The 20,875-nt window shown below is 38.1% G+C and carries 22 protein-coding genes, 1 pseudogene and 2 riboswitches; of the genes and pseudogenes, 3 read left to right on the forward strand and 20 right to left on the reverse strand.

Translation table 11 applies throughout. The annotated features are described in order from the left end of the window. Positions 1-11: 11 nt before the first annotated feature. From OXPF_RS19910 to OXPF_RS19935, 8 genes are all read right to left on the reverse strand, one after another. A complete protein-coding gene (locus tag OXPF_RS19910; protein ID WP_054876963.1) occupies positions 12-1,514 on the reverse strand; it encodes a recombinase family protein in 1,503 nt (500 codons plus the stop codon). Positions 1,515-1,531: 17 nt separating this feature from the next. Beyond that, a complete protein-coding gene (locus OXPF_RS22700; RefSeq protein WP_160317277.1) occupies positions 1,532-1,672 on the reverse strand; it encodes a hypothetical protein in 141 nt (46 codons plus the stop codon). A gap of 149 nt (positions 1,673-1,821) precedes the next feature. After that, positions 1,822-2,376 carry a YqaA family protein gene (locus tag OXPF_RS19915; protein WP_054876964.1) on the reverse strand — a complete coding sequence of 185 codons (555 nt, stop codon included), beginning with the start codon at positions 2,374-2,376 and terminating at the stop codon, positions 1,822-1,824. A 95-nt stretch (positions 2,377-2,471) separates the two neighbouring features. Beyond that, positions 2,472-3,491 (reverse strand): peptidoglycan DD-metalloendopeptidase family protein, encoded by a 1,020-nt coding sequence (locus tag OXPF_RS19920; protein WP_054876965.1) that lies wholly within the window; start codon positions 3,489-3,491, stop codon positions 2,472-2,474. 3 nt (positions 3,492-3,494) lie between these two features. Beyond that, positions 3,495-3,622, reverse strand: a riboswitch (cyclic di-AMP (ydaO/yuaA leader). Between the two features lie 109 nt (positions 3,623-3,731). Next, positions 3,732-5,234, reverse strand: coding sequence for a recombinase family protein (locus OXPF_RS19925; protein ID WP_054876966.1), 1,503 nt, complete (start codon positions 5,232-5,234; stop codon positions 3,732-3,734). 17 nt (positions 5,235-5,251) lie between these two features. After that, positions 5,252-5,392, reverse strand: coding sequence for a hypothetical protein (locus OXPF_RS22705; RefSeq protein WP_160317277.1), 141 nt, complete (start codon positions 5,390-5,392; stop codon positions 5,252-5,254). 149 nt (positions 5,393-5,541) lie between these two features. After that, positions 5,542-6,096, reverse strand: a complete 555-nt coding sequence (locus tag OXPF_RS19930) for a YqaA family protein (protein WP_054876964.1) — start codon at positions 6,094-6,096, stop codon at positions 5,542-5,544. 95 nt (positions 6,097-6,191) lie between these two features. Continuing rightward, a complete protein-coding gene (locus tag OXPF_RS19935; RefSeq protein ID WP_054876967.1) occupies positions 6,192-7,211 on the reverse strand; it encodes a peptidoglycan DD-metalloendopeptidase family protein in 1,020 nt (339 codons plus the stop codon). A gap of 3 nt (positions 7,212-7,214) precedes the next feature. Beyond that, positions 7,215-7,342: riboswitch (cyclic di-AMP (ydaO/yuaA leader) on the reverse strand. 77 nt (positions 7,343-7,419) lie between these two features. On the opposite strand from OXPF_RS19935, the pseudogene OXPF_RS21980 reads away from it, so the two are divergent. The 3 genes and pseudogenes from OXPF_RS21980 to OXPF_RS19945 all read left to right on the forward strand — a co-directional run. Beyond that, a pseudogene (locus OXPF_RS21980) lies at positions 7,420-7,608 on the forward strand (spermidine/putrescine ABC transporter ATP-binding protein); the annotation flags it as partial. Beyond that, on the forward strand, positions 7,598-8,428 hold the full coding sequence (locus tag OXPF_RS19940) for an ABC transporter permease (protein ID WP_054876968.1): 831 nt from the start codon (positions 7,598-7,600) through the stop codon (positions 8,426-8,428). The pseudogene OXPF_RS21980 and the gene OXPF_RS19940, both read left to right, overlap by 11 nt. 112 nt (positions 8,429-8,540) lie before the next feature. Next, positions 8,541-9,506, forward strand: a complete 966-nt coding sequence (locus OXPF_RS19945) for a type I phosphomannose isomerase catalytic subunit (protein WP_054876969.1) — start codon at positions 8,541-8,543, stop codon at positions 9,504-9,506. A gap of 28 nt (positions 9,507-9,534) precedes the next feature. On the opposite strand, the gene OXPF_RS19950 is transcribed toward OXPF_RS19945, so the two are convergent. The 12 genes from OXPF_RS19950 to OXPF_RS20005 form a co-directional block, all read right to left on the reverse strand. Continuing rightward, entirely contained in the window at positions 9,535-10,584 is a 1,050-nt protein-coding gene (locus OXPF_RS19950) for a DMT family transporter (RefSeq protein ID WP_054876970.1), read from the reverse strand. Positions 10,585-10,596: 12 nt separating this feature from the next. Beyond that, positions 10,597-11,430: a DUF5301 domain-containing protein gene (locus OXPF_RS19955; protein ID WP_054876971.1), complete on the reverse strand. Its 834-nt coding sequence runs from the start codon at positions 11,428-11,430 to the stop codon at positions 10,597-10,599. Between the two features lie 29 nt (positions 11,431-11,459). Further along, a complete protein-coding gene (rodA, locus tag OXPF_RS19960; protein WP_201779748.1) occupies positions 11,460-12,554 on the reverse strand; it encodes a rod shape-determining protein RodA in 1,095 nt (364 codons plus the stop codon). Positions 12,555-12,778: 224 nt separating this feature from the next. After that, complete coding sequence (minE, locus tag OXPF_RS19965; RefSeq protein WP_054876973.1) at positions 12,779-13,054, reverse strand: cell division topological specificity factor MinE; 276 nt, start codon at positions 13,052-13,054, stop codon at positions 12,779-12,781. Between the two features lie 15 nt (positions 13,055-13,069). Further along, positions 13,070-13,870: a septum site-determining protein MinD gene (gene minD, locus OXPF_RS19970; protein WP_054876974.1), complete on the reverse strand. Its 801-nt coding sequence runs from the start codon at positions 13,868-13,870 to the stop codon at positions 13,070-13,072. A gap of 27 nt (positions 13,871-13,897) precedes the next feature. Then, positions 13,898-14,518, reverse strand: coding sequence for a septum site-determining protein MinC (locus OXPF_RS19975; RefSeq protein ID WP_054876975.1), 621 nt, complete (start codon positions 14,516-14,518; stop codon positions 13,898-13,900). 183 nt (positions 14,519-14,701) lie between these two features. Beyond that, positions 14,702-17,119: a penicillin-binding transpeptidase domain-containing protein gene (locus OXPF_RS19980; protein ID WP_054876976.1), complete on the reverse strand. Its 2,418-nt coding sequence runs from the start codon at positions 17,117-17,119 to the stop codon at positions 14,702-14,704. A 16-nt stretch (positions 17,120-17,135) separates the two neighbouring features. Next, positions 17,136-17,639 (reverse strand): rod shape-determining protein MreD, encoded by a 504-nt coding sequence (gene mreD, locus OXPF_RS19985; RefSeq protein WP_054876977.1) that lies wholly within the window; start codon positions 17,637-17,639, stop codon positions 17,136-17,138. Position 17,640: 1 nt separating this feature from the next. Further along, positions 17,641-18,492, reverse strand: a complete 852-nt coding sequence (gene mreC / locus OXPF_RS19990) for a rod shape-determining protein MreC (protein ID WP_160317278.1) — start codon at positions 18,490-18,492, stop codon at positions 17,641-17,643. A 26-nt stretch (positions 18,493-18,518) separates the two neighbouring features. Then, entirely contained in the window at positions 18,519-19,550 is a 1,032-nt protein-coding gene (locus OXPF_RS19995; protein WP_054876979.1) for a rod shape-determining protein, read from the reverse strand. Positions 19,551-19,573: 23 nt separating this feature from the next. Next, positions 19,574-20,269: a RadC family protein gene (radC, locus tag OXPF_RS20000; protein ID WP_054876980.1), complete on the reverse strand. Its 696-nt coding sequence runs from the start codon at positions 20,267-20,269 to the stop codon at positions 19,574-19,576. Position 20,270: 1 nt separating this feature from the next. Further along, positions 20,271-20,858 (reverse strand): Maf family protein, encoded by a 588-nt coding sequence (locus tag OXPF_RS20005; RefSeq protein ID WP_054876981.1) that lies wholly within the window; start codon positions 20,856-20,858, stop codon positions 20,271-20,273. Positions 20,859-20,875: the final 17 nt, after the last annotated feature.

A 20,875-nucleotide genomic window follows, 5' to 3' on the forward strand; every position in this document is an offset into this window, starting at 1 on the left:
AGTTCGTAGAATCAGGGTTTTTCAAAATTAAATTCTATTAAAATTTCCTCCTCGCAAATTTCCATTCGCTTAAGTATAAATTCTATAAGCTCTCTGTCAAAGGAATCTAAATTTAGCAAAGCTTTAATTTCATTTAATAATTGGATTTTCACTTCCTCGTCATTTTTTTCTGAAATAATTTTTACAATCAGCTGATTTTTTATCTCTTCCAGCTTAAAAATTATTTTTGAATATTCCCCTGACAGCCGTTCAAATGATCGCCCATCTATTATGCCTTCCAATCTATCCCTGTACATAATATCAATTTTTATTCTGTTCTTTTTTAGTTCTTCTTCTATCGCAACTAATTCATCAGACCATCCGGCGTCAATATTCATACCCTTATATATTTCATCTACCAAATCATTTATAGATATATTTTCATCCATTAATTTTTTAAGCTCTGATGCCAATATGTTTACAAGTTCCTCTTCTGAAACCTGGTGACTGGTGCAATATGACCTGCCGTATTTAACATACCCACCGCACCTGTAATAGCCTTTTCCTTTTATATTTTTATAATACATGGGCTTACCGCAATCATGACAAAACAGGTAGGATGAAAATAAGTGAGGCCCCGCTGCACCGCATCTGTAGTTTCCTTTCGTTTTTCTGCTGCTTAATATATTCTGGCAGGTATTGAAGGTTTCTTCATCAATTATTGCTTCATGGGTATTCTTTACCACTATCCAATCCTTCTGGGGTACTGAGATTAAGGTTTTGCTTTTGTAGCTTTTCTTTTTGCTTTTATTCTGTATGGAATGACCCAGATATACCCTGTTCTTTATTATCCTTTTAATTGTAGTCCAATCCCAGTTTTTGGACACTTTTGAATATGAATTATAACTTGAGGGGTTTAATACTCCTCTTTCTTGGAGGATATTTGCAATGCCTAAAAACCCATAGCCTTTAATATATAAGTTGAATATCTCCTTTACAATTAAAGCGGCATATGGGTCTATTTCTAATTTGTTTTTTTCTGTTTTGGATTTTCTGTATCCATAGGGTGCAAAGGCCGCCAAGTATTCCCCTTTGCTTTTTTTATGCTTGAGAGCAAATTTTATCTTGTGCGATAATTCCTTTGAATACCTTTCATTAAACCAGGTCTTTATCCCGATATAATCATCTTCATCCTTAAAGCTGTCATATCCGTCATTTATTGATACAAGCCTGATTCCATTTTCGGATAAGTACTCTAAGAACAATAAGGTAAGGGGATTGTTTCTCCCTAATCTTGAAAGGTCTTTTACAACAACAACATTTATGCTGCCATTTAATATATCTTTTTTAAGCCTAATTATCTGGGGCCGTTCATAGCTTGTTCCGGAATATCCCTCATCAAAATAATATCCGTTGATTTCAAAGCCGTTATCCTGGGCATACTTTATAAGCGCCTCACGCTGGACCAGGATAGACTCGTGCTGTTCTTCGTGGTCTGTTGAAATTCTTCCGTAAAGCCCTGCTACCCACTGCAAGTCAATACCTCCTAATGTTATGCTTTTTTGAACTTATTTTTTATTGTAGTTGTCAATGCAGATATTTTAATTACTATATATTTTTGTATTAGTTCATTTAATTTATCTTTGCCGCTGTAAATAGGTTTAACGAATTTAGGAACCCTGATTGTTTTCATTAATATCCCTCCTACAATAAATTAACTATAACGGATCTTAAATTGTCCTTATTATAATTATTAATCGGACAATTTGTCCTATTACTTGATTTTTTGAATTTATTTATAAAAAAAATACCGGCATCAATTTTGACACCGGCAGACTTAAATTATTTTCTAGCGTATCTTTTAATTATTATGTATATGATGAACACTGCAATCAAGGCTATTGCAACAAAGGTTACGGATTCAAAAGTTTTTTTAGACATTGCATGGCCAAAGAGCTGTATCAGTATACCTTCTGGCACATATCTTAGCAATCTGCAAAGACAAGTGGCAATCAAATAACGATAAAAGTTCATCCTAAAAGCCCCGGCAGACAATGTATATACCTCATAAGGTATAGGTGTAAAGGACGAAGTCATGACTGCAAAAATTCCGTATTTATTATATATTTCCTCTACCTTATTCAGTGCATCATTTCCAAACATCTTTATAATCAATGGCCTTCCTGCAATTTTGCCCAGATTATACCCGACCATCCCTCCTATAAATGAGACACAAACTGTAACTAAGCTTATTAATATTGCTTTATCCTGGTTGCTAAGCATAACCGGAAGCAAAACTATCTCAACGGGAGGCGGGAAAATTATGGGCTCGAAGAAAGCGGCTAAAAGCACACCGAATATACCGTATTTTGATAGAAAAGTAATTAAGTTTTCCATTTATCTTACCTCTTAAATCCAAAAGCTTTTACTATAAAAAAAGCACTAAAAAATTAGTGCTTTAATAGATTCCGCAAATTTAAATGCGTCCTATGTTACTTCAAATAATTGAGAGGATTTACAGCCGTGCCATTTTTTCTGATTTCAAAATGGCAATGAGGGCCTGTCGAATCTCCCGTGCTTCCGACTTTAGCTATTATATCTCCTTTGCTGACCTGCTGTCCTACACTAACCAACAATTTGGAGTTGTGTCCATAATAGCTTCTAAGTCCGTTGCCGTGATCAATTATAACGAGATAACCGTATCCGCCTTCCCATCCGCTATGTACAACCTTACCGTCTAAAAACGCACTTACATTTGTACCAGTGGGCGCTGCTATGTCTATTCCTTTGTGAGTTGTACCCCATCTTGGGCCAAACAAGGATGTCAGCGTGCCTCTTACAGGCCACATGCTTATTGAAGCAACTGCGCTGGCTGCAGCGGAGACTGATGAACCTCTTGATGCAACGGCAGCGGTTTTTGATGCGACAACTACGGTTTTTACCTGATCTACGCCCGGCAATATTATCTCCTGACCGATATTCAATTTATTAGCAGATTCCATACCATTGGTTTTTACTATATCGTCAACTTTTATGTCATATAACTTAGAAATACTTGAAAGGGTATCACCGCTTTTGATCTTATAAAGTATTCCCTTTATTGACGGGAACCTTAATTGCTGACCGATTTTCAAAGTTGAGTTGACAGAAATGTTACTGGAACTTGCTATTGAATTTGCAGTCACGCCATATTCATTTGATATGGCACCCAGTGTATCACCTGATTTTACAGTGTAGGTTAAAATCTCAGGCTTCTTTGGCTCTTCGCTGTTCTCTTCAGCTTCATCTGTTTCTTCGGTACTCTCCAGTGCAGTCTCATTAGTTTGTTCCTCATTGACCTGTGAAGAATCAGCGGCAGCTAAAACCTGTGTATCGTCAACGGTCTGAGTTACTTCCATCTTTTGTTGTGATGTAACATCCTGTGTATTCTGAGATAACAGTATCACAACAACGGAAATAATCGTTACCGCCAAGCATGCTATCAATATAGCATACTTTTTTCTTTTGTCCATATGTAACCTCCTCTATCCCGCTTACGAGGTTAGTTGTCGGGTTAGGCCATAGAGTAGCCCTCTTTAATAAGATACACCCCAATTAAGTTTCTCCCCCGCTCCGGTACCACCGGACTCAGCTGAACATATAATTTATTATATAAAACTTATTCTGATATTCCAATGGTAATTATTAACATTATGCCTCATTTTTTGGTTCTATAAACAGGATTTATCAGATGTGATATATAGTTCGTAGAATCAGGGTTTTTCAAAATTAAATTCTATTAAAATTTCCTCCTCGCAAATTTCCATTCGCTTAAGTATAAATTCTATAAGCTCTCTGTCAAAGGAATCTAAATTTAGCAAAGCTTTAATTTCATTTAATAATTGGATTTTCACTTCCTCGTCATTTTTTTCTGAAATAATTTTTACAATCAGCTGATTTTTTATCTCTTCCAGCTTAAAAATTATTTTTGAATATTCCCCTGACAGCCGTTCAAATGATCGCCCATCTATTATGCCTTCCAATCTATCCCTGTACATAATATCAATTTTTATTCTGTTCTTTTTTAGTTCTTCTTCTATCGCAACTAATTCATCAGACCATCCGGCGTCAATATTCATACCCTTATATATTTCATCTACCAAATCATTTATAGATATATTTTCATCCATTAATTTTTTAAGCTCTGATGCCAATATGTTTACAAGTTCCTCTTCTGAAACCTGGTGACTGGTGCAATATGACCTGCCGTATTTAACATACCCACCGCTCCTGTAATAGCCTTTTCCTTTTATATTTTTATAATACATGTGCTTACCGCAATCATGACAAAACAGGTAGGATGAAAATAAGTGAGGCCCCGCTGCACCGCATCTGTAGTTTCCTTTCGTTTTTCTGCTGCTTAATATATTCTGGCAGGTATTGAAGGTTTCTTCATCAATTATTGCTTCATGGGTATTCTTTACCACTATCCAATCCTTCTGGGGTACTGAGATTAAGGTTTTGCTTTTGTAGCTTTTCTTTTTGCTTTTATTCTGTATGGAATGACCCAGATATACCCTGTTCTTTATTATCCTTTTAATTGTAGTCCAATCCCAGTTTTTGGACACTTTTGAATATGAATTATAACTTGAGGGGTTTAATACTCCTCTTTCTTGGAGGATATTTGCAATGCCTAAAAACCCATAGCCTTTAATATATAAGTTGAATATCTCCTTTACAATTAAAGCGGCATATGGGTCTATTTCTAATTTGTTTTTTTCTGTTTTGGATTTTCTGTATCCATAGGGTGCAAAGGCCGCCAAGTATTCCCCTTTGCTTTTTTTATGCTTGAGAGCAAATTTTATCTTGTGCGATAATTCCTTTGAATACCTTTCATTAAACCAGGTCTTTATCCCGATATAATCATCTTCATCCTTAAAGCTGTCATATCCGTCATTTATTGATACAAGCCTGATTCCATTTTCGGATAAGTACTCTAAGAACAATAAGGTAAGGGGATTGTTTCTCCCTAATCTTGAAAGGTCTTTTACAACAACAACATTTATGCTGCCATTTAATATATCTTTTTTAAGCCTAATTATCTGGGGCCGTTCATAGCTTGTTCCGGAATATCCCTCATCAAAATAATATCCGTTGATTTCAAAGCCGTTATCCTGGGCATACTTTATAAGCGCCTCACGCTGGACCAGGATAGACTCGTGCTGTTCTTCGTGGTCTGTTGAAATTCTTCCGTAAAGCCCTGCTACCCACTGCAAGTCAATACCTCCTAATGTTATGCTTTTTTGAACTTATTTTTTATTGTAGTTGTCAATGCAGATATTTTAATTACTATATATTTTTGTATTAGTTCATTTAATTTATCTTTGCCGCTGTAAATAGGTTTAACGAATTTAGGAACCCTGATTGTTTTCATTAATATCCCTCCTACAATAAATTAACTATAACGGATCTTAAATTGTCCTTATTATAATTATTAATCGGACAATTTGTCCTATTACTTGATTTTTTGAATTTATTTATAAAAAAAATACCGGCATCAATTTTGACACCGGCAGACTTAAATTATTTTCTAGCGTATCTTTTAATTATTATGTATATGATGAACACTGCAATCAAGGCTATTGCAACAAAGGTTACGGATTCAAAAGTTTTTTTAGACATTGCATGGCCAAAGAGCTGTATCAGTATACCTTCTGGCACATATCTTAGCAATCTGCAAAGACAAGTGGCAATCAAATAACGATAAAAGTTCATCCTAAAAGCCCCGGCAGACAATGTATATACCTCATAAGGTATAGGTGTAAAGGACGAAGTCATGACTGCAAAAATTCCGTATTTATTATATATTTCCTCTACCTTATTCAGTGCATCATTTCCAAACATCTTTATAATCAATGGCCTTCCTGCAATTTTGCCCAGATTATACCCGACCATCCCTCCTATAAATGAGACACAAACTGTAACTAAGCTTATTAATATTGCTTTATCCTGGTTGCTAAGCATAACCGGAAGCAAAACTATCTCAACGGGAGGCGGGAAAATTATGGGCTCGAAGAAAGCGGCTAAAAGCACACCGAATATACCGTATTTTGATAGAAAAGTAATTAAGTTTTCCATTTATCTTACCTCTTAAATCCAAAAGCTTTTACTATAAAAAAAGCACTAAAAAATTAGTGCTTTAATAGATTCCGCAAATTTAAATGCGTCCTATGTTACTTCAAATAATTGAGAGGATTTACAGCCGTGCCATTTTTTCTGATTTCAAAATGGCAATGAGGGCCTGTCGAATCTCCCGTGCTTCCGACTTTAGCTATTATATCTCCTTTGCTGACCTGCTGTCCTACACTAACCAACAATTTGGAGTTGTGTCCATAATAGCTTCTAAGTCCGTTGCCGTGATCAATTATAACGAGATAACCGTATCCGCCTTCCCATCCGCTATGTACAACCTTACCGTCTAAAAACGCACTTACATTTGTACCAGTGGGCGCTGCTATGTCTATTCCTTTGTGAGTTGTACCCCATCTTGGGCCAAACAAGGATGTCAGCGTGCCTCTTACAGGCCACATGCTTATTGAAGCAACTGCGCTGGCTGCAGCGGAGACTGATGAACCTCTTGATGCAACGGCAGCGGTTTTTGATGCGACAACTACGGTTTTTACCTGATCTACGCCCGGCAATATTATCTCCTGACCGATATTCAATTTATTAGCAGATTCCATACCATTGGTTTTTACTATATCGTCAAATTTTATGTCATATAACTTAGAAATACTTGAAAGGGTATCACCGCTTTTGATCTTATAAAGTATTCCCTTTATTGACGGGAACCTTAATTGCTGACCGATTTTCAAAGTTGAGTTGACAGAAATGTTACTGGAACTTGCTATTGAATTTGCAGTCACGCCATATTCATTTGATATGGCACCCAGTGTATCACCTGATTTTACAGTGTAGGTTAAAATCTCAGGCTTCTTTGGCTCTTCGCTGTTCTCTGCAGCTTCATCTGTTTCTTCGGTACTCTCCAGTGCAGTCTCATTAGTTTGTTCCTCATTGACCTGTGAAGAATCAGCGGCAGCTAAAACCTGTGTATCGTCAACGGTCTGAGTTACTTCCATCTTTTGTTGTGATGTAACATCCTGTGTATTCTGAGATAACAGTATCACAACAACGGAAATAATCGTTACCGCCAAGCATGCTATCAATATAGCATACTTTTTTCTTTTGTCCATATGTAACCTCCTCTATCCCGCTTACGAGGTTAGTTGTCGGGTTAGGCCATAGAGTAGCCCTCTTTAATAAGATACACCCCAATTAAGTTTCTCCCCCGCTCCGGTACCACCGGACTCAGCTGAACATATAATTTATTATATAAAACTTATTCTGATATTCCAATGGTAATTATTAACATTATGCCTCATTTTTTGGTTCTATAAACAGGATTTATCAGAAGCGATATCCATGGCAGACCGAGTTGTGGTATTATCCATGCGTCCTGCAAGTATAAAAAATATATACGACATAAACCTTACATGTGAAGTAAGAACTCCTATAAAATGCCGTGAAGCTCCTGAATTCAGGCACTATTTCAACGACATATGGAAGGAGCTTGATGTCCATGTTAAATAAATACTCAGGTTTAACTTCTAAAGATAATATATCAACAGAACACAGGAATTACTTGAAGAAAATCCATAACAGAAATACTCTGATTACAGTTACAAGAGTGCTGCTCCTCATATTTTTCTTAGTACTATGGGAAATTGCAGGTCTTATGAAATGGATTGACCCATTTTTAATAAGCCAGCCTACGCGTATGGTGAAAGTCCTTTTTAAGCTTTATAATGAAGGGACCCTTTTTCACCATATCTGGGTGACTTGTATGGAAACTGTCGTTGGCTTTGTGGCGGGAACCCTGCTTGGAACCGCAATCGCCATAATATTATGGTGGTCAGAATTCATTTGCAAGGTATTGGACCCCTATTTAGTTGTCTTAAACAGCTTACCTAAAACAGCTTTAATACCCGTATTGATTTTCTGGATTGGCAATGGTCAGCCTGCCATTATAACTACTGCCATTTTTGTCTCGGTAGTTGTTACAATAATGAGCGTACTCATTGGCTTTCAGGAAGTCGACGAAGATAAAAAAAAGCTTTTGTATGTTTTTGGTGCCACAAAACTTCAGATACTCCATAAAGTTATTTTGCCCTCTAGTGTTCCGAATATAATCTCCACGCTAAAGATTAATGTAGGATTATCCTGGGTAGGCGTTATAGTAGGAGAATTTCTGGTAGCAAGGGAAGGGCTCGGATTTTTAATAGTATACGGCGGCCAGGTAGCACAATTGGATATGGTCATGATGAGTATTATTATCCTGTCTATAGCCGCTTATATGATGTATATAATCGTATCCTACATTGAAAAATACTATATGAAATGGAAGCAATAAGGCTAATTTGGGCCTTATTGCTTTATTTATCTTTATATAAATTATACAAATTTTCATTTTTAAACTATAATGATATTAATTTAGATATGCTGCCGATTATTTGGAGGTTATTATGCTTTATCCACTTAAATTCAAACCGGTTTATAAGAACATACTATGGGGCGGAAGAAACATAGAAAAGCATTATAAGCGCTGCCTGCCTGAGGGCAGTATAGGCGAGAGCTGGGAAGTATGCTGCCATGATGAGGGTATGAGCATTATAGAAAACGGAAAGCATCAAAACCAAGGCCTTGACTTTTTAATAAACCAATACGAAGACAAGCTTTTAGGTACAGACATATTTGAAAATCATAAAAATACCTTTCCCCTTCTTATCAAACTTATTGATGCCAATGACAAATTATCCGTTCAGGTTCATCCCGATGATAAATATGCCAGGATGAATAATGAAGGCAGCGGTAAGACGGAGATGTGGTACGTCATCGATGCCAAACCTGGTGCCAGGCTTATTTACGGGCTTAAAAAAAATGTCAAAAAAGAAGATTTAAAAAATGCTCTGGAAAAAAGAAATGTTGAGCCTATATTAAATGAAGTGGCTGTAAAACCCGGGGATATATTTTATATACCGGCAGGTATGGTTCATGCCATACTGGAAGGTATACTCATTGCTGAAATCCAGCAAAACAGCAATACGACATACAGGCTGTATGACTGGAACAGGGTGGATAAAAACGGACAATTAAGAGAGCTTCATATAGAAAGAGCCTTAGATGTCATATGTTTTTCTGAAAATGAAGATTTAAATGTTCTATCTTCTTATGAATGCAGTTCCTATTGCATGAAAACCCTGGTTAACAGCCCCTACTTTTCCGTTGAAGAGATGGATATAAAGAAAAGCTATTCTAATACGACCGACGGTTCCAAATTTTATATATACATGTCCTTAAGTGGCAGGGGAATTATCAATTACTTTGATGGTTATATAGAAATAAATGCCGGTGATACAGTACTTATCCCGGCAAGTTTGGGTTTTTATGAAATAAAGGGCAATTTAAAGGCCTTGAAAATATATATATGATATAATAATTTCGAAGTAATTTTTATGCTTAATGCACATGTGCATGGTGTGTATCCGGAGTATGGGAGTGGGCATGAGTGAAAGCTTCATGCCTGTGAGCATGGCTGTGCTCTTTTACAGAAAAATCATGCGTGTGATTATGATGGCCGTCCGTGTGGCTGTGCCTGTGTTCATGTTCTGCAACTTCATGAGTATGCTGGTGAACATGGTGTTCCACTGCGGCAAAATATGAACCTAAAATCATGATGGCAAAAGCCGCAGCAAAGGAGATAGTTATTGGCTGGTTATATACAACCAAGGACAGACCTACTCCGATAAACGGGGCAATTGCATAATATGCGCTGGTACGTGCCGCGCCAAGCTCCCTTTGTGCAAGGATATAAAAATAAATACTTAAGCCATATGCAAAAAATCCAAGGGCAAGGGCTAAAACAATATAAAAAATATTTAGGGATAACTCCCTTGTAATTAAAGCGATAATAAGGGCTCCCGAGCCGGAACCTAAGCCTTTTACCATAACAATTTGAAGCGGGTCCTTTAAAGAAAGCGTCCTCGTGCAGTTGTTTTCAAGACCCCAGCACAGGCAGGCAGCAACCACAAAAATAGACCCCAATGAAAAAGAGAAGCTGCTGATATCCTCAAAAGAAAGAATAATGCTGGATATGGTAATCAGCGAAATTGCAATCCACATTCGCTTGCCTATGGCTTCTTTAAACACGAGCAAGGCAATCAGGGACGTTGATACAATTTCAAAATTATTTAAAAGGGATGCGTTTGCAGGGGTTGTCATGGTAAGCCCTAACATAAGCAAAATCGGAGCTGCAATATCCAATGTAATCATCCCAAGGATATAGGGCAGTTCCTTTTTGGTCATCTTGGCCTCATTTTGCTCTTTGTGCTTTATACTTCTCGAAACAATAATAACAGATATACCAAAACCTGCGCCTAAATATAGTAAAGATGCCATAAATGCAGGCGGAATTTCAGCCAACAATATCTTTGATATAGGAGAACTCACCCCATAGCATACAGCCGCCAAGACAGCATACAGTATGGCAGATTTTATTCTTGAATTCATAATTAACACCTCCTAAAGCAATTTTATACCAAATACCAATGTGTCTCCGATGACCTCTGTGCCCTCCTCGTTCCACTCACCTATTGCAAGTGTGACTATATATGCATGATCACTTTGTGCTTTTGATAATATGTATGCTTGAGGAGCCAGTCCTGAAGTAACTGGAAAGTCGATGCTTTCGAGTGTTTCGGCATCGTATAGGCGATAACTTCCGAATTGCTCGCGGCCGTCTGTAAAGACCCTGAAAGGTATGAACTGGGTACCCGTATCAATTCCAAGATAATAAATTGTATCCTTGATATCCGAAAGCGAAACATCCAGTGGGCTTTGGTATACAATCACAGGTACCTGTTTATTGCCTGAAACTGCTATTATTCCATCATAATTGACTGATAAATTTCCAACTGCAATATTGCGGGTATACACCCCATATATACTTTCAACTTTTTCCTTATCTCCCTTATATTTATATATTCCGATATAAGGTTCTTCAATGAGGTAATCATTCCACTCATTATACAGGCACAAGGTTCTTGACGTTCCCTTTAAGTTAAACCTTATAATAAGATAATCATTTACCGTTGGATAATCATTAACAGAATACCTCATTGTCTTTTTTGCACCTGAGAATGCAGCTAAAACAGTTTCAATATCCTCTTTATCTGTTATAACAGTTCCCCCGATGGTTTCACCATCATTAAACTGCTCCAGCTTCATAGAAATAACATCTGATGAATCAGGCAGTTCCAGTTTTTTCATTAGTACTGTCATAAAAAATACGGCTATGACGACAAAGACTATAACGACTGTTGTAAGAATCCATAATGAAGGCTTTTTGAGATTCATAATTTTAGCCTCCTATACCCATGGTATTTCTAAAAGTTAATTTTATGCCTTCGCATACCTATATTTAAAATAAGCCCTATTGAAATCATACTGGTCCACATGGAGCTTCCGCCATAGCTCACAAAGGGTAAAGTTATACCTGTTATGGGCATAAGCCCTATGGTCATACCGACGTTTTGAAACATCTGGAACAAAAACATAGAAGATATGCCTACGGCAATCATCTGGGCGAATTTATCCTTGGCAATTTTAGCTTTGCTGAAGCAGGTGAATATAAGATAAGCATATAATGCCACTAAGATTAAGGCCCCAATGAATCCGAATTCTTCACCTAATACTGAGAAAATAAAGTCTGTATGGGATTCGGGTAAAAAACCTCCCTCGTTTTGTATTCCATTTCCAAAGCCCATGCCGAATAACTGCCCTGAGCCTATGGCTATTTTTGACTGTACTATTTGATATCCCGAGCCTAACTGGTCGTTTTCGGGATTTAAAAACACTAAAAGCCTGTCCTTCTGATAAGGCTTTAGAATAGGCACAGGAGAAAACCAAACGGCTAGAACGGATACTGCCGCCGCACACAGCCCTGTAAAAAATATCTTCAAATTCAGCCCTGCCATGAAAAGCATGCCTATTACTATAAAAACCAGAACCATAGCAGTACCCAAATCCGGCTGAAGCATAATAAGCCCCAGGGGGAGCGCTGCGTACAAAAACAGCTTAAACAGGTTTCCGGGGTTGTTTATTCCATCTTCGAATTCTTCAATTTTTTTTGCCAGCATAATAATCATGGAAATTTTCATAAATTCCGAAGGCTGTATACCAAAGGATCCTATGCCAAACCAGCTGGTGGCACCGTTGGTGACCTTGCCGACTAATACAACTAATAAAAGCATAATAACATTACCGAAGTATATTACTTTATGATACATCCTATAGGTATTGTAATCTATTGCAGTTGTTACAACCAGCAAACAAAGTCCAAACAATACCCATACAATCTGCTGTATGAAATACCTGTTGGTGCCTCCACTGAAGGCCTGAGTGGCAGAAGCAATTGTAACAATTCCTATTATACATATTAGTAATATATTTATAACCAATCCGAAATCAAAATTCCTCAATATTTTCTTATTGATAAGCACAGAAAACACCTCTTTTAACAATTCATATGAATTATAGCATATAATAGTGTTCCCTTCTATAACTTAAGAAGTGGAAAATTAAGTATTGAAGCCTTGAACTGCAGAATAAAAGGCATTTTCTTATATAAAACGCAAATTTTCATAAGTCATGATTAAACTGTCTAATGCGTCCTATATAATAGAATGCCTTATAAATTCAGAAGTTATTTTCCTATGCTTCGCACTTTTTTTATGGGTATGTTGGCTGTCAGGGCTGAAATATTTTCATTCCTTCCCTCTCCGTTGCTCAATGTTATTTCTATGTTTTCTTCTTCTATTTCAACATAATCGGATATTACCTTTATAAGATCTCCCTTTATCATATTGATGAATTGAGGAGGTATATTCGATCTGTCATGTATTAAAATTAGCTTTAATCTTTCTTTTGCAACATCCTTGCTGGCGTTGGCAACTTTATTAAAAACTTTTAGTACATCCACATTATCATCCTCCTATTAAAGATTCAAAATCTTTTTTATAAATCCTTTGAAAACGTTCCTGTTCTGTTCAAGGTTCATAAAAGGAACCTCTTCTCCTAATATTCTCCTTGCAATGTTTCTATATGCCAATCCTGAAGGGGCGTTATCATAAGTTACGACAGGCTCTCCCCTGTTTGTTGACACTATAATCTTTTCATCATCGGGAATTACACCTAACATTTCAATGGCAAGTATGTCAACCATATCCTCGATGTTTAACATGTCTCCCCGCTTTGTCATATCAATCTTAAGCCTGTTTATAATAAGCCTGATTTCTTTTGCTTCCATTCCCTTTGAAACCAAAAGGCCTATGATTCTGTCCGCATCTCTTACGGCAGAAACCTCGGGTACCGTTACTACAATTGCTTTGTCGGCTCCCGCTATGGCATTTTCAAATCCCCGCTCAATTCCCGCAGGGCAATCAATCAAAACAAATTCAAATTCTTCCTTAAGTTCTTTTACTATTTTTCTCATCTGGTCAGGCTTGACTGCTGTTTTATCCTTTGTCTGAGCTGTAGGAAGAAGATACAAACCTTCAAACCTCTTGTCCCTTATCAAGGCTTGCTTGACTCTGCACAGCCCTTCCACTACATCCACAAGGTCATATACCACCCTGTTTTCAAGCCCCATAACAACGTCAAGGTTTCTCAGGCCGGTATCGGCATCCACCACTACCACCTTCTTGCCCATATTTGCAAGAGCTGTACCTAAATTTGCTGTGGTTGTTGTTTTGCCTACCCCGCCTTTTCCGGATGTTACTACATATGCTAAACCCATAAAAATCCCTCCAAAATCTTAATGTACCTATATAAATTTACCGGCAACATATGGTTCGATTATTATCATACTGTCCCTGACGCATGCCAGTTCAGGACATTTTGGTTTAATAACCTCGCCATCGGGGTGCCTTGATATTAAGTCCGCTATTCTTAACTGAACGGGTTGCAAAGAAAATGCAGCAATTATGGCCTTTTCATTTCCGGTGGCTCCAGCATGGACTACTCCCCTTAAAGTACCAAGGATTATAATATTTCCAGCTGCCTTAATATGGGCACCGGCATTAACGTCACCTATAATCACGATATTCTCGGAAGACTCAATGTTTTGACCCGAACGTATTGTATTTACGATGAACTTTGTATTTCCTTCATTGATGCCGTCAAAAACCCTTGGCTTGCTTCTTTCAATTTCTTTGACTTTTACTCCGTAGCTTTCGTAAATCCGCTTCTTGATTTCTATTTCTTCTATTTCGTCTGCATAAAAACCATCCATATCCAAAAATATATTCCCGCTTCTGAAAAAATCCTTGGAATTATCAAGTTTTACTCCTATGGCTTTAACGATAGAATTTAAATCACATTGTCCCTTTACTTTGACAATTACACCGTCCTTTGTCCCTTTAAATACTACGTTCTCGTTCTCCATTAGCATACCTCCACTGCTGCATCTACTAAATAAATTTCTTCACAAAAGTTATAATTCCTGCATGAAGTTGTAAATTTTGTTTATCTCCTTAAAATAGGGTTTTATATAATTAATTAAAAACTAGATGAACTTAACCATAAAAACAGCCCTATAAAACACGTAGTTTATAAGGCTGTTTAAAAATTAATTGGTTACATTAACTGCCGGCAGTGTATTATCCGGTGCTGTCTGTATTTCATTTGTTACCGGCTGTGCTGCGTTTAATTTGAAGTATTCTTCGTATATTGCCTTTGCAACGTTGGAAGCGCCGTATCCGCCGCTTTCGTAAATTACAACAGCTACTGCAATTTCAGGGTTTTCTGCGGGAGCAAAGCCTGCGAACCATGCATAATCATCCCTGCTGCCTGAAGCCTGTGCCGTACCTGTCTTACCTGCGGTTTTTACTGGGAAGTTACGAAATATAGCTCCTGCGGTACCGCCTTCACCGGTTACGGCGTCCATACCGGCTATTATAGTCGATAGAGTATCCGGCTTAAATTCTATTTTTGATAATACTTCGGGCTGTATTTCTTTTACTATTGTACCGTCAGCCTTTGTAATTTCCTTTATAAGGTGGGGCCTGTATCTTGTTCCGCCGTTTGCAATTGTTGCAATATAACTTGCAATCTGCAGGGGTGTAAATCTGTTTTCACCCTGGCCAATGGAGGCATTCAATACCAAACCGGCCCTCGAATACTCATTGTAGGTATCCCTTACTGCCTGAAGTATTCTGCTTCTCATTTTATAGCTTGTAATTCCTGCATCCTTTAGCTTTGCGCTGTCTCTGTCATTATTTTCAATCATGTATTTTATCAATTCTTTTTGCTCATCCGTCGGAGTGAAGGTGCCAAGCTTGGGATCATAATTGGGCTCGCTTATTTCCTTCAATACTATAAAATATGAATAGGCTTCAGCTCTCTTTCTCACAGCTTCCTTGTTTGCCACGTCTCCCGGGGATTCATAAATTTCTATACCGCTGGGTTCGCTGGCCAGTCCAAAGGATTTTGCATATTTTGATAAATTATCAAGGCCTATCCTTCTTCCTACTTCAAAGAAAAAGTAATTGCAGGAAACCTTAAGGGCATCGGTAACATTTAAACGTCCATGGCCTCCTAACTGGTAGTAGTTCCATATCCAGCAGTTTCCGTAAAAACCAGGTACCACCCTGTACTGGCCTGTATCGTTAATTATGGTTGACGGCGTTATCTCACCTGTCTCCAATCCTGCTATGGCAGAAACCATTTTAAAGGTGGAACCCGGAGGCACTGCTCCCATGGTGGCGTAATTGAACATTGGCTTTATTATTCTCTCAGGGTCTACTCCGGGATGCTCGCTATTCTGAGGTATTAGTATCTTTCTTACTTCCTCGTTAAAGCTTCCGGTAACCGCCATTATGTTTGGGTTATATCCTCCCGGCCTGCTTGCCATAGCCAGTACTTCTCCTGTTTTAACATCTATAACTACAGCTGCCCCTCTGGTGGCATAAGGATACGCCTTCTTCCCCAGTTCGCCGTTTCTGAGCTTTTGCATTATATCATCAAGGGCATTTTCTGCAACGGCCTGAAGGTTTTTATCAAGGGTCAAGACAATATTGTTTCCGGGGATTGGGTCCCTTTTACCCAATTCCTCAACTATCCTTCCATAAGCATCAACTTTGACGGTTCTTCCGCCCTTTTCACCCCTCAAATCATCCTCTGCATAGGCTTCAATTCCGTCCCTTCCTATTAAATCCACACTTACGTCATATTGTTTATCCTTATATTCCTGAGCTTTTTCAGCCGGAATTTTTCTTAAGCTTCCTAAAACCAGAGAAGCTAGCTCTCCAGAGGGATAAGTCCTCACCGGTTTTAATTTATAGTCCACGCCGGGAAGATAAAGGCCTTTTTCCATTATTTCAAAGGCAGTATCCCTATTTACATACGCAATTTCAACAGGCTTATATGCCATATAGCCCTTGTCTTTAATCATCTGGCGGATAACCATCATCTGCCTTATAAAGGGTATGTTCTTATGCTCCTCTTCAACGGGCAGTATACTATACTTTTCAACCAAATATTCAAAGGACTGTTTTGCATCATAGCTGTCGGGAATCCCGTTGTCTTTTTTCCATCTTGCTGATTGCTTATCTATGTATTCCTGTTTTTTAACTTCATCCTCATAGTTGTTGGGAAAATAAAACTTGAAATTATATTCTCCCCCATCTAAGGGTTCAATTGCTATATTAAAGTCGTCGGTTATCTTTTCATTGTTTTTATTTAAAATGTCAACAAGCCTCTCGATAACAAGCATAAGTTTTTCCTCTTCCTTCTGATCCTGAGGCTTCATCATAAATATGGTATAGCTCTGATTGTTTGTTGCAAGCTCAAAGCCGTTCCTGTCAGTTATTTTGCCTCTGGGAGCATCATCATCCACCGTTCTTATACTTTTATCCTGGGCGAGCCTTCTGTAATCATCACCCTGAACTATCTGTATGTCCGCCAGTCTAAGCAATATGGCTGCAAAGGCTATAACAAGAGCAATAGTTACAAAAGTATATCTTGTAAATACTTTTTTATTCTCCATATGACCACCTTTTAAACTAATATTTCCAGGCTTGTTCAGCAAAAATCTTGTTTACGAATTTCACAATATATCTGTAAAAGAGAAATGCCAGAATTGTATTGTATATTGCCTCGGGAATTATTTTGCTGGTAAGAGCTGTCATTATATCAAGCTCTGTCCTGATGAGATATAAAAACAGATATACAATCATCTCTTTTATTACCGTTCCGGCAAAAACAAAAAACCCCGGGACAATGACATTATCTTTGTATATTTTCCCCTCTACGCTTCCAATAATAAAAGCAGCAAGCATACAGGATATGGAATTTATACCAAAGGCACCCTGAAAGAAAATATCTTCCAGAATACCTCCCCCAATACCTACTATTGTCCCCAGGGGATTACCTTTTATCAAAGTAATGCATATAACGAAAACCAAAACTATATTCGGCTTGACTCCGAACACTTTTATATATTCAAAGAGGCTGTTTTGAAGCGCTGTTAAAATCAAAAGTAAAAGCGGTATAGCAAATTTTTTCACATCAATTCTCCTCTTCTACCGGATAATCATCCTCACTTATTGCATTAGTTATTACAAAAACCTCTTCCAGCTTTGTAAAATCAACATACGGCCTGACAACAGCTGATTTAACAAATTGTGTTGCGTCATCAGCCACTTCGATTACTTCACCAATCTTTATATTTTTAGGAAAATACTTGCTTATACCCGAGGTGACCACATAATCACCTACGGCAACAGTGGAGTCTGCCGGCAGATACATCATCCTGCAGTTTTTTTCACCGTTAAAGCCGGCAATTCCCTGGATCATCCCCTGGTCCTGTGTTCTGCTCAATGCACCGCTTACCCTGCTTTTCTCATCTATAATAGATAAAACCTTAGACCAGTTAGGGCCTACTTCCATGACTTGTCCAACAAGTCCCTGGCTGGTTACAACAGGATAATACTTTTTAACCCCCTGATTGGCGCCTTTATCGATTATAAAGACATCGTACCAGTTTCCCGTGCCTTTTCCTGTTACATTGGCTCCTAAATATGTATACTGGGCAAAATTACTTTTGAAATCCAGCATGCCCCGAAGCCTCTCATTTTCAGCCTTTACCGTTTCATAATCAACCACTTTATTTTCAAGCTCAAGATTTTCAGCCTCGAGCCTGTCATTTTCCTCTTTTATGTTTGAAATGTTGGTGATAAAGCTGAACATATTGCTTATACTCTGTCCGCCTTTATATAAATATTTCTGCACCGGGTTTAGCACGTTGCCTACAACCCCTTCAAAAATACTTACCCTGTCTCTTCTTGAGGCTGTCATTCCTATAAAGACTATAAAAACCACGCTTAACATAATTACAACGACAAGTAACTTGTTCTGCAAAATACGGCGCATGAGTATACCACTTCCTATCTATATTTCTTTGAAAGGGTCAAAGAACTCATGGAACCTAATTTATCTATGTTATCCAATGCCTTTCCTGCACCGATTGCCACACAATCCAAGGGATCTTCAGCAATGTTCACCGGCATATCTGTCTCTTCCATTATAAGCTTGTCAAAGCCTTGTAAAAGTGCTCCCCCGCCTGTCAGCATTATGCCTTTATCCATTATATCGGCTGCAAGCTCGGGAGGTGTTTTCTCCAAGGTCGATTTAATTGCATCGATTATGGCGTTAACCGGCTCGCTTAAGGCTGTGCGAATTTCTGAAGATGTTATGGTTAGTGTCTTTGGAAGGCCTGTAACCAAATCTCTTCCTCTTATATCCATTGTCTTCTCAGAATCCAGAGGGAAAGCTGAACCTATTTCAATTTTTATCTGCTCTGCAGTCCTCTCGCCTATCATGATGCTGTACTCACGCTTAACATATGATACGATGGCCTGATCAAACTCATCTCCTGCAATACGCAATGACTTGCTGGTTACAATTCCGCCTAATGAAATAACGGCAACATCCGTTGTTCCTCCGCCGATATCAACGACCATGCTTCCTGTAGGTTCATCCACAGGAAGGCCGGCTCCAATTGCAGCAGCCATGGGTTCGGGAAGAAGATGTACTTCCTTGGCACCCGCCTGCCTTGTCGCCTGTTCTATGGCATTTTTCTCCACCTGTGTAACTCCTGAAGGATAGCATACAACTATTCTCGGCCTTACGAAGGTACCTTTATTAAGCACCTTTTTAATAAAGTATTTAAGCATGGTCTGGGTCACATCAAAATCTGCAATAACACCGTCCTTAAGCGGTCGAATTGCAATGATGTTTCCCGGAGTTCTTCCTATCATTTGCTTTGCTTCATTTCCAACAGCCAAGGGCTGTCTTGTAGTATCGTTTTTAATTGCAACAACGGAAGGCTCCCTAATGACTATTCCCTTCCCTTTTATATATATTAAAGTATTTGCTGTTCCTAAATCTATTCCCATGTCCTTTGAAAAGCCAAACATGATGTGTCCCCTTTCCTATGTATCTATATAATATTTTTTTCCTTAAGACTAATATATTTTCCGTCGCCTATTATTATATGGTCAACTAATTCGATGCCGATTATTTTACCAGCCTCGAATACTCTTCTTGTAATGTTTATGTCCTCCTGGCTGGGGGATGGATCGCCTGAAGGATGATTATGGCATATTATAACTGAAGCAGAGGAAGCTTTTATGGCTTCCACAAATATTTCCCTCGGATGAACTATTGACGAATTAAGGCTTCCGATGGAAATGCTCTTCACATTTATGACCATGTTTTTGGTATTTAAAAGTATAATCTTCAAAAACTCTTTTTTAAGATAGCGCATATCCTCCATAACAAGGTCAGCTGCGTCTTCCGGAGTTTTTATATATATAGGATCCATATCCTTAAAGGATTTGAATCTTCTCCCCAATTCAAGTGAAGCTTTTATCTGAGATGCTTTTGCAATGCCTATTCCTTTTATGCTTTGCAGTTCTTCAAAGCTTGAATCATATAGAAACTTTAGCCCGTGTTCATTCTTTAAAATTTTGCTTGCAAGGTTCATTGCAGAATCATTTTTTGTTCCTGATCTCAATATTATGGCAAGAAGCTCTGTATTTGATAAGGCTTCCGGACCGTATTTGGCCATTCTTTCCCTTGGCCTCTCCTGATTTGGCATATCTTTTATAGTAAAAGCTTTGCTTTGGTTATTCATACTAAACTCCCGGTTTTAACAGGTTAACACCAAAATCACGCATCAGAACAGACAATTTATATACCGGAAGGCCCATTACGTTAAAATAGCATCCTTCAATCTTTTCAACAATTAAACTGCCTATTCCCTGTATGCCATAGCTGCCTGCTTTATCTGCAGGCTCTTTGGTGCTTATGTATTGAATTATCTCTTCATCTGTTAATTTCTTTATTTTTACTTTTGTGCTTTCATAGTTAACTGAGTGCCTGTTTCCTTTTACATCTATGATGCATATGCCGCTGAAAACGTGATGATAGTTTCCCGACAGCTTTTTTAACATGTCAAAGGAATCTTCATTATCCTTCGGCTTTCCCATGATTATACCGTTATGGACAACAATTGTATCTGCACCTATTACCAATGCTTCATCGCTTATTCTTTCTGCCACATCAAGAGCTTTCCTATATGCAAGGTGCATCACAAGCTTTTCCGGCCTTAAAGATAAACTGTTTTCCTCTTCATAATTGCTTTCCACAACCTCAAAGTTTAACCGGATGTTTTGCAATATCTCTTTTCTTCTCGGAGATTTCGATGCAAGGATAATCCTCATTACAATGCCTCCAATAT

Source organism: Oxobacter pfennigii, assembly GCF_001317355.1.
In the GTDB taxonomy this organism is placed as follows: Bacteria; Bacillota; Clostridia; order Clostridiales; family Oxobacteraceae; genus Oxobacter; species Oxobacter pfennigii.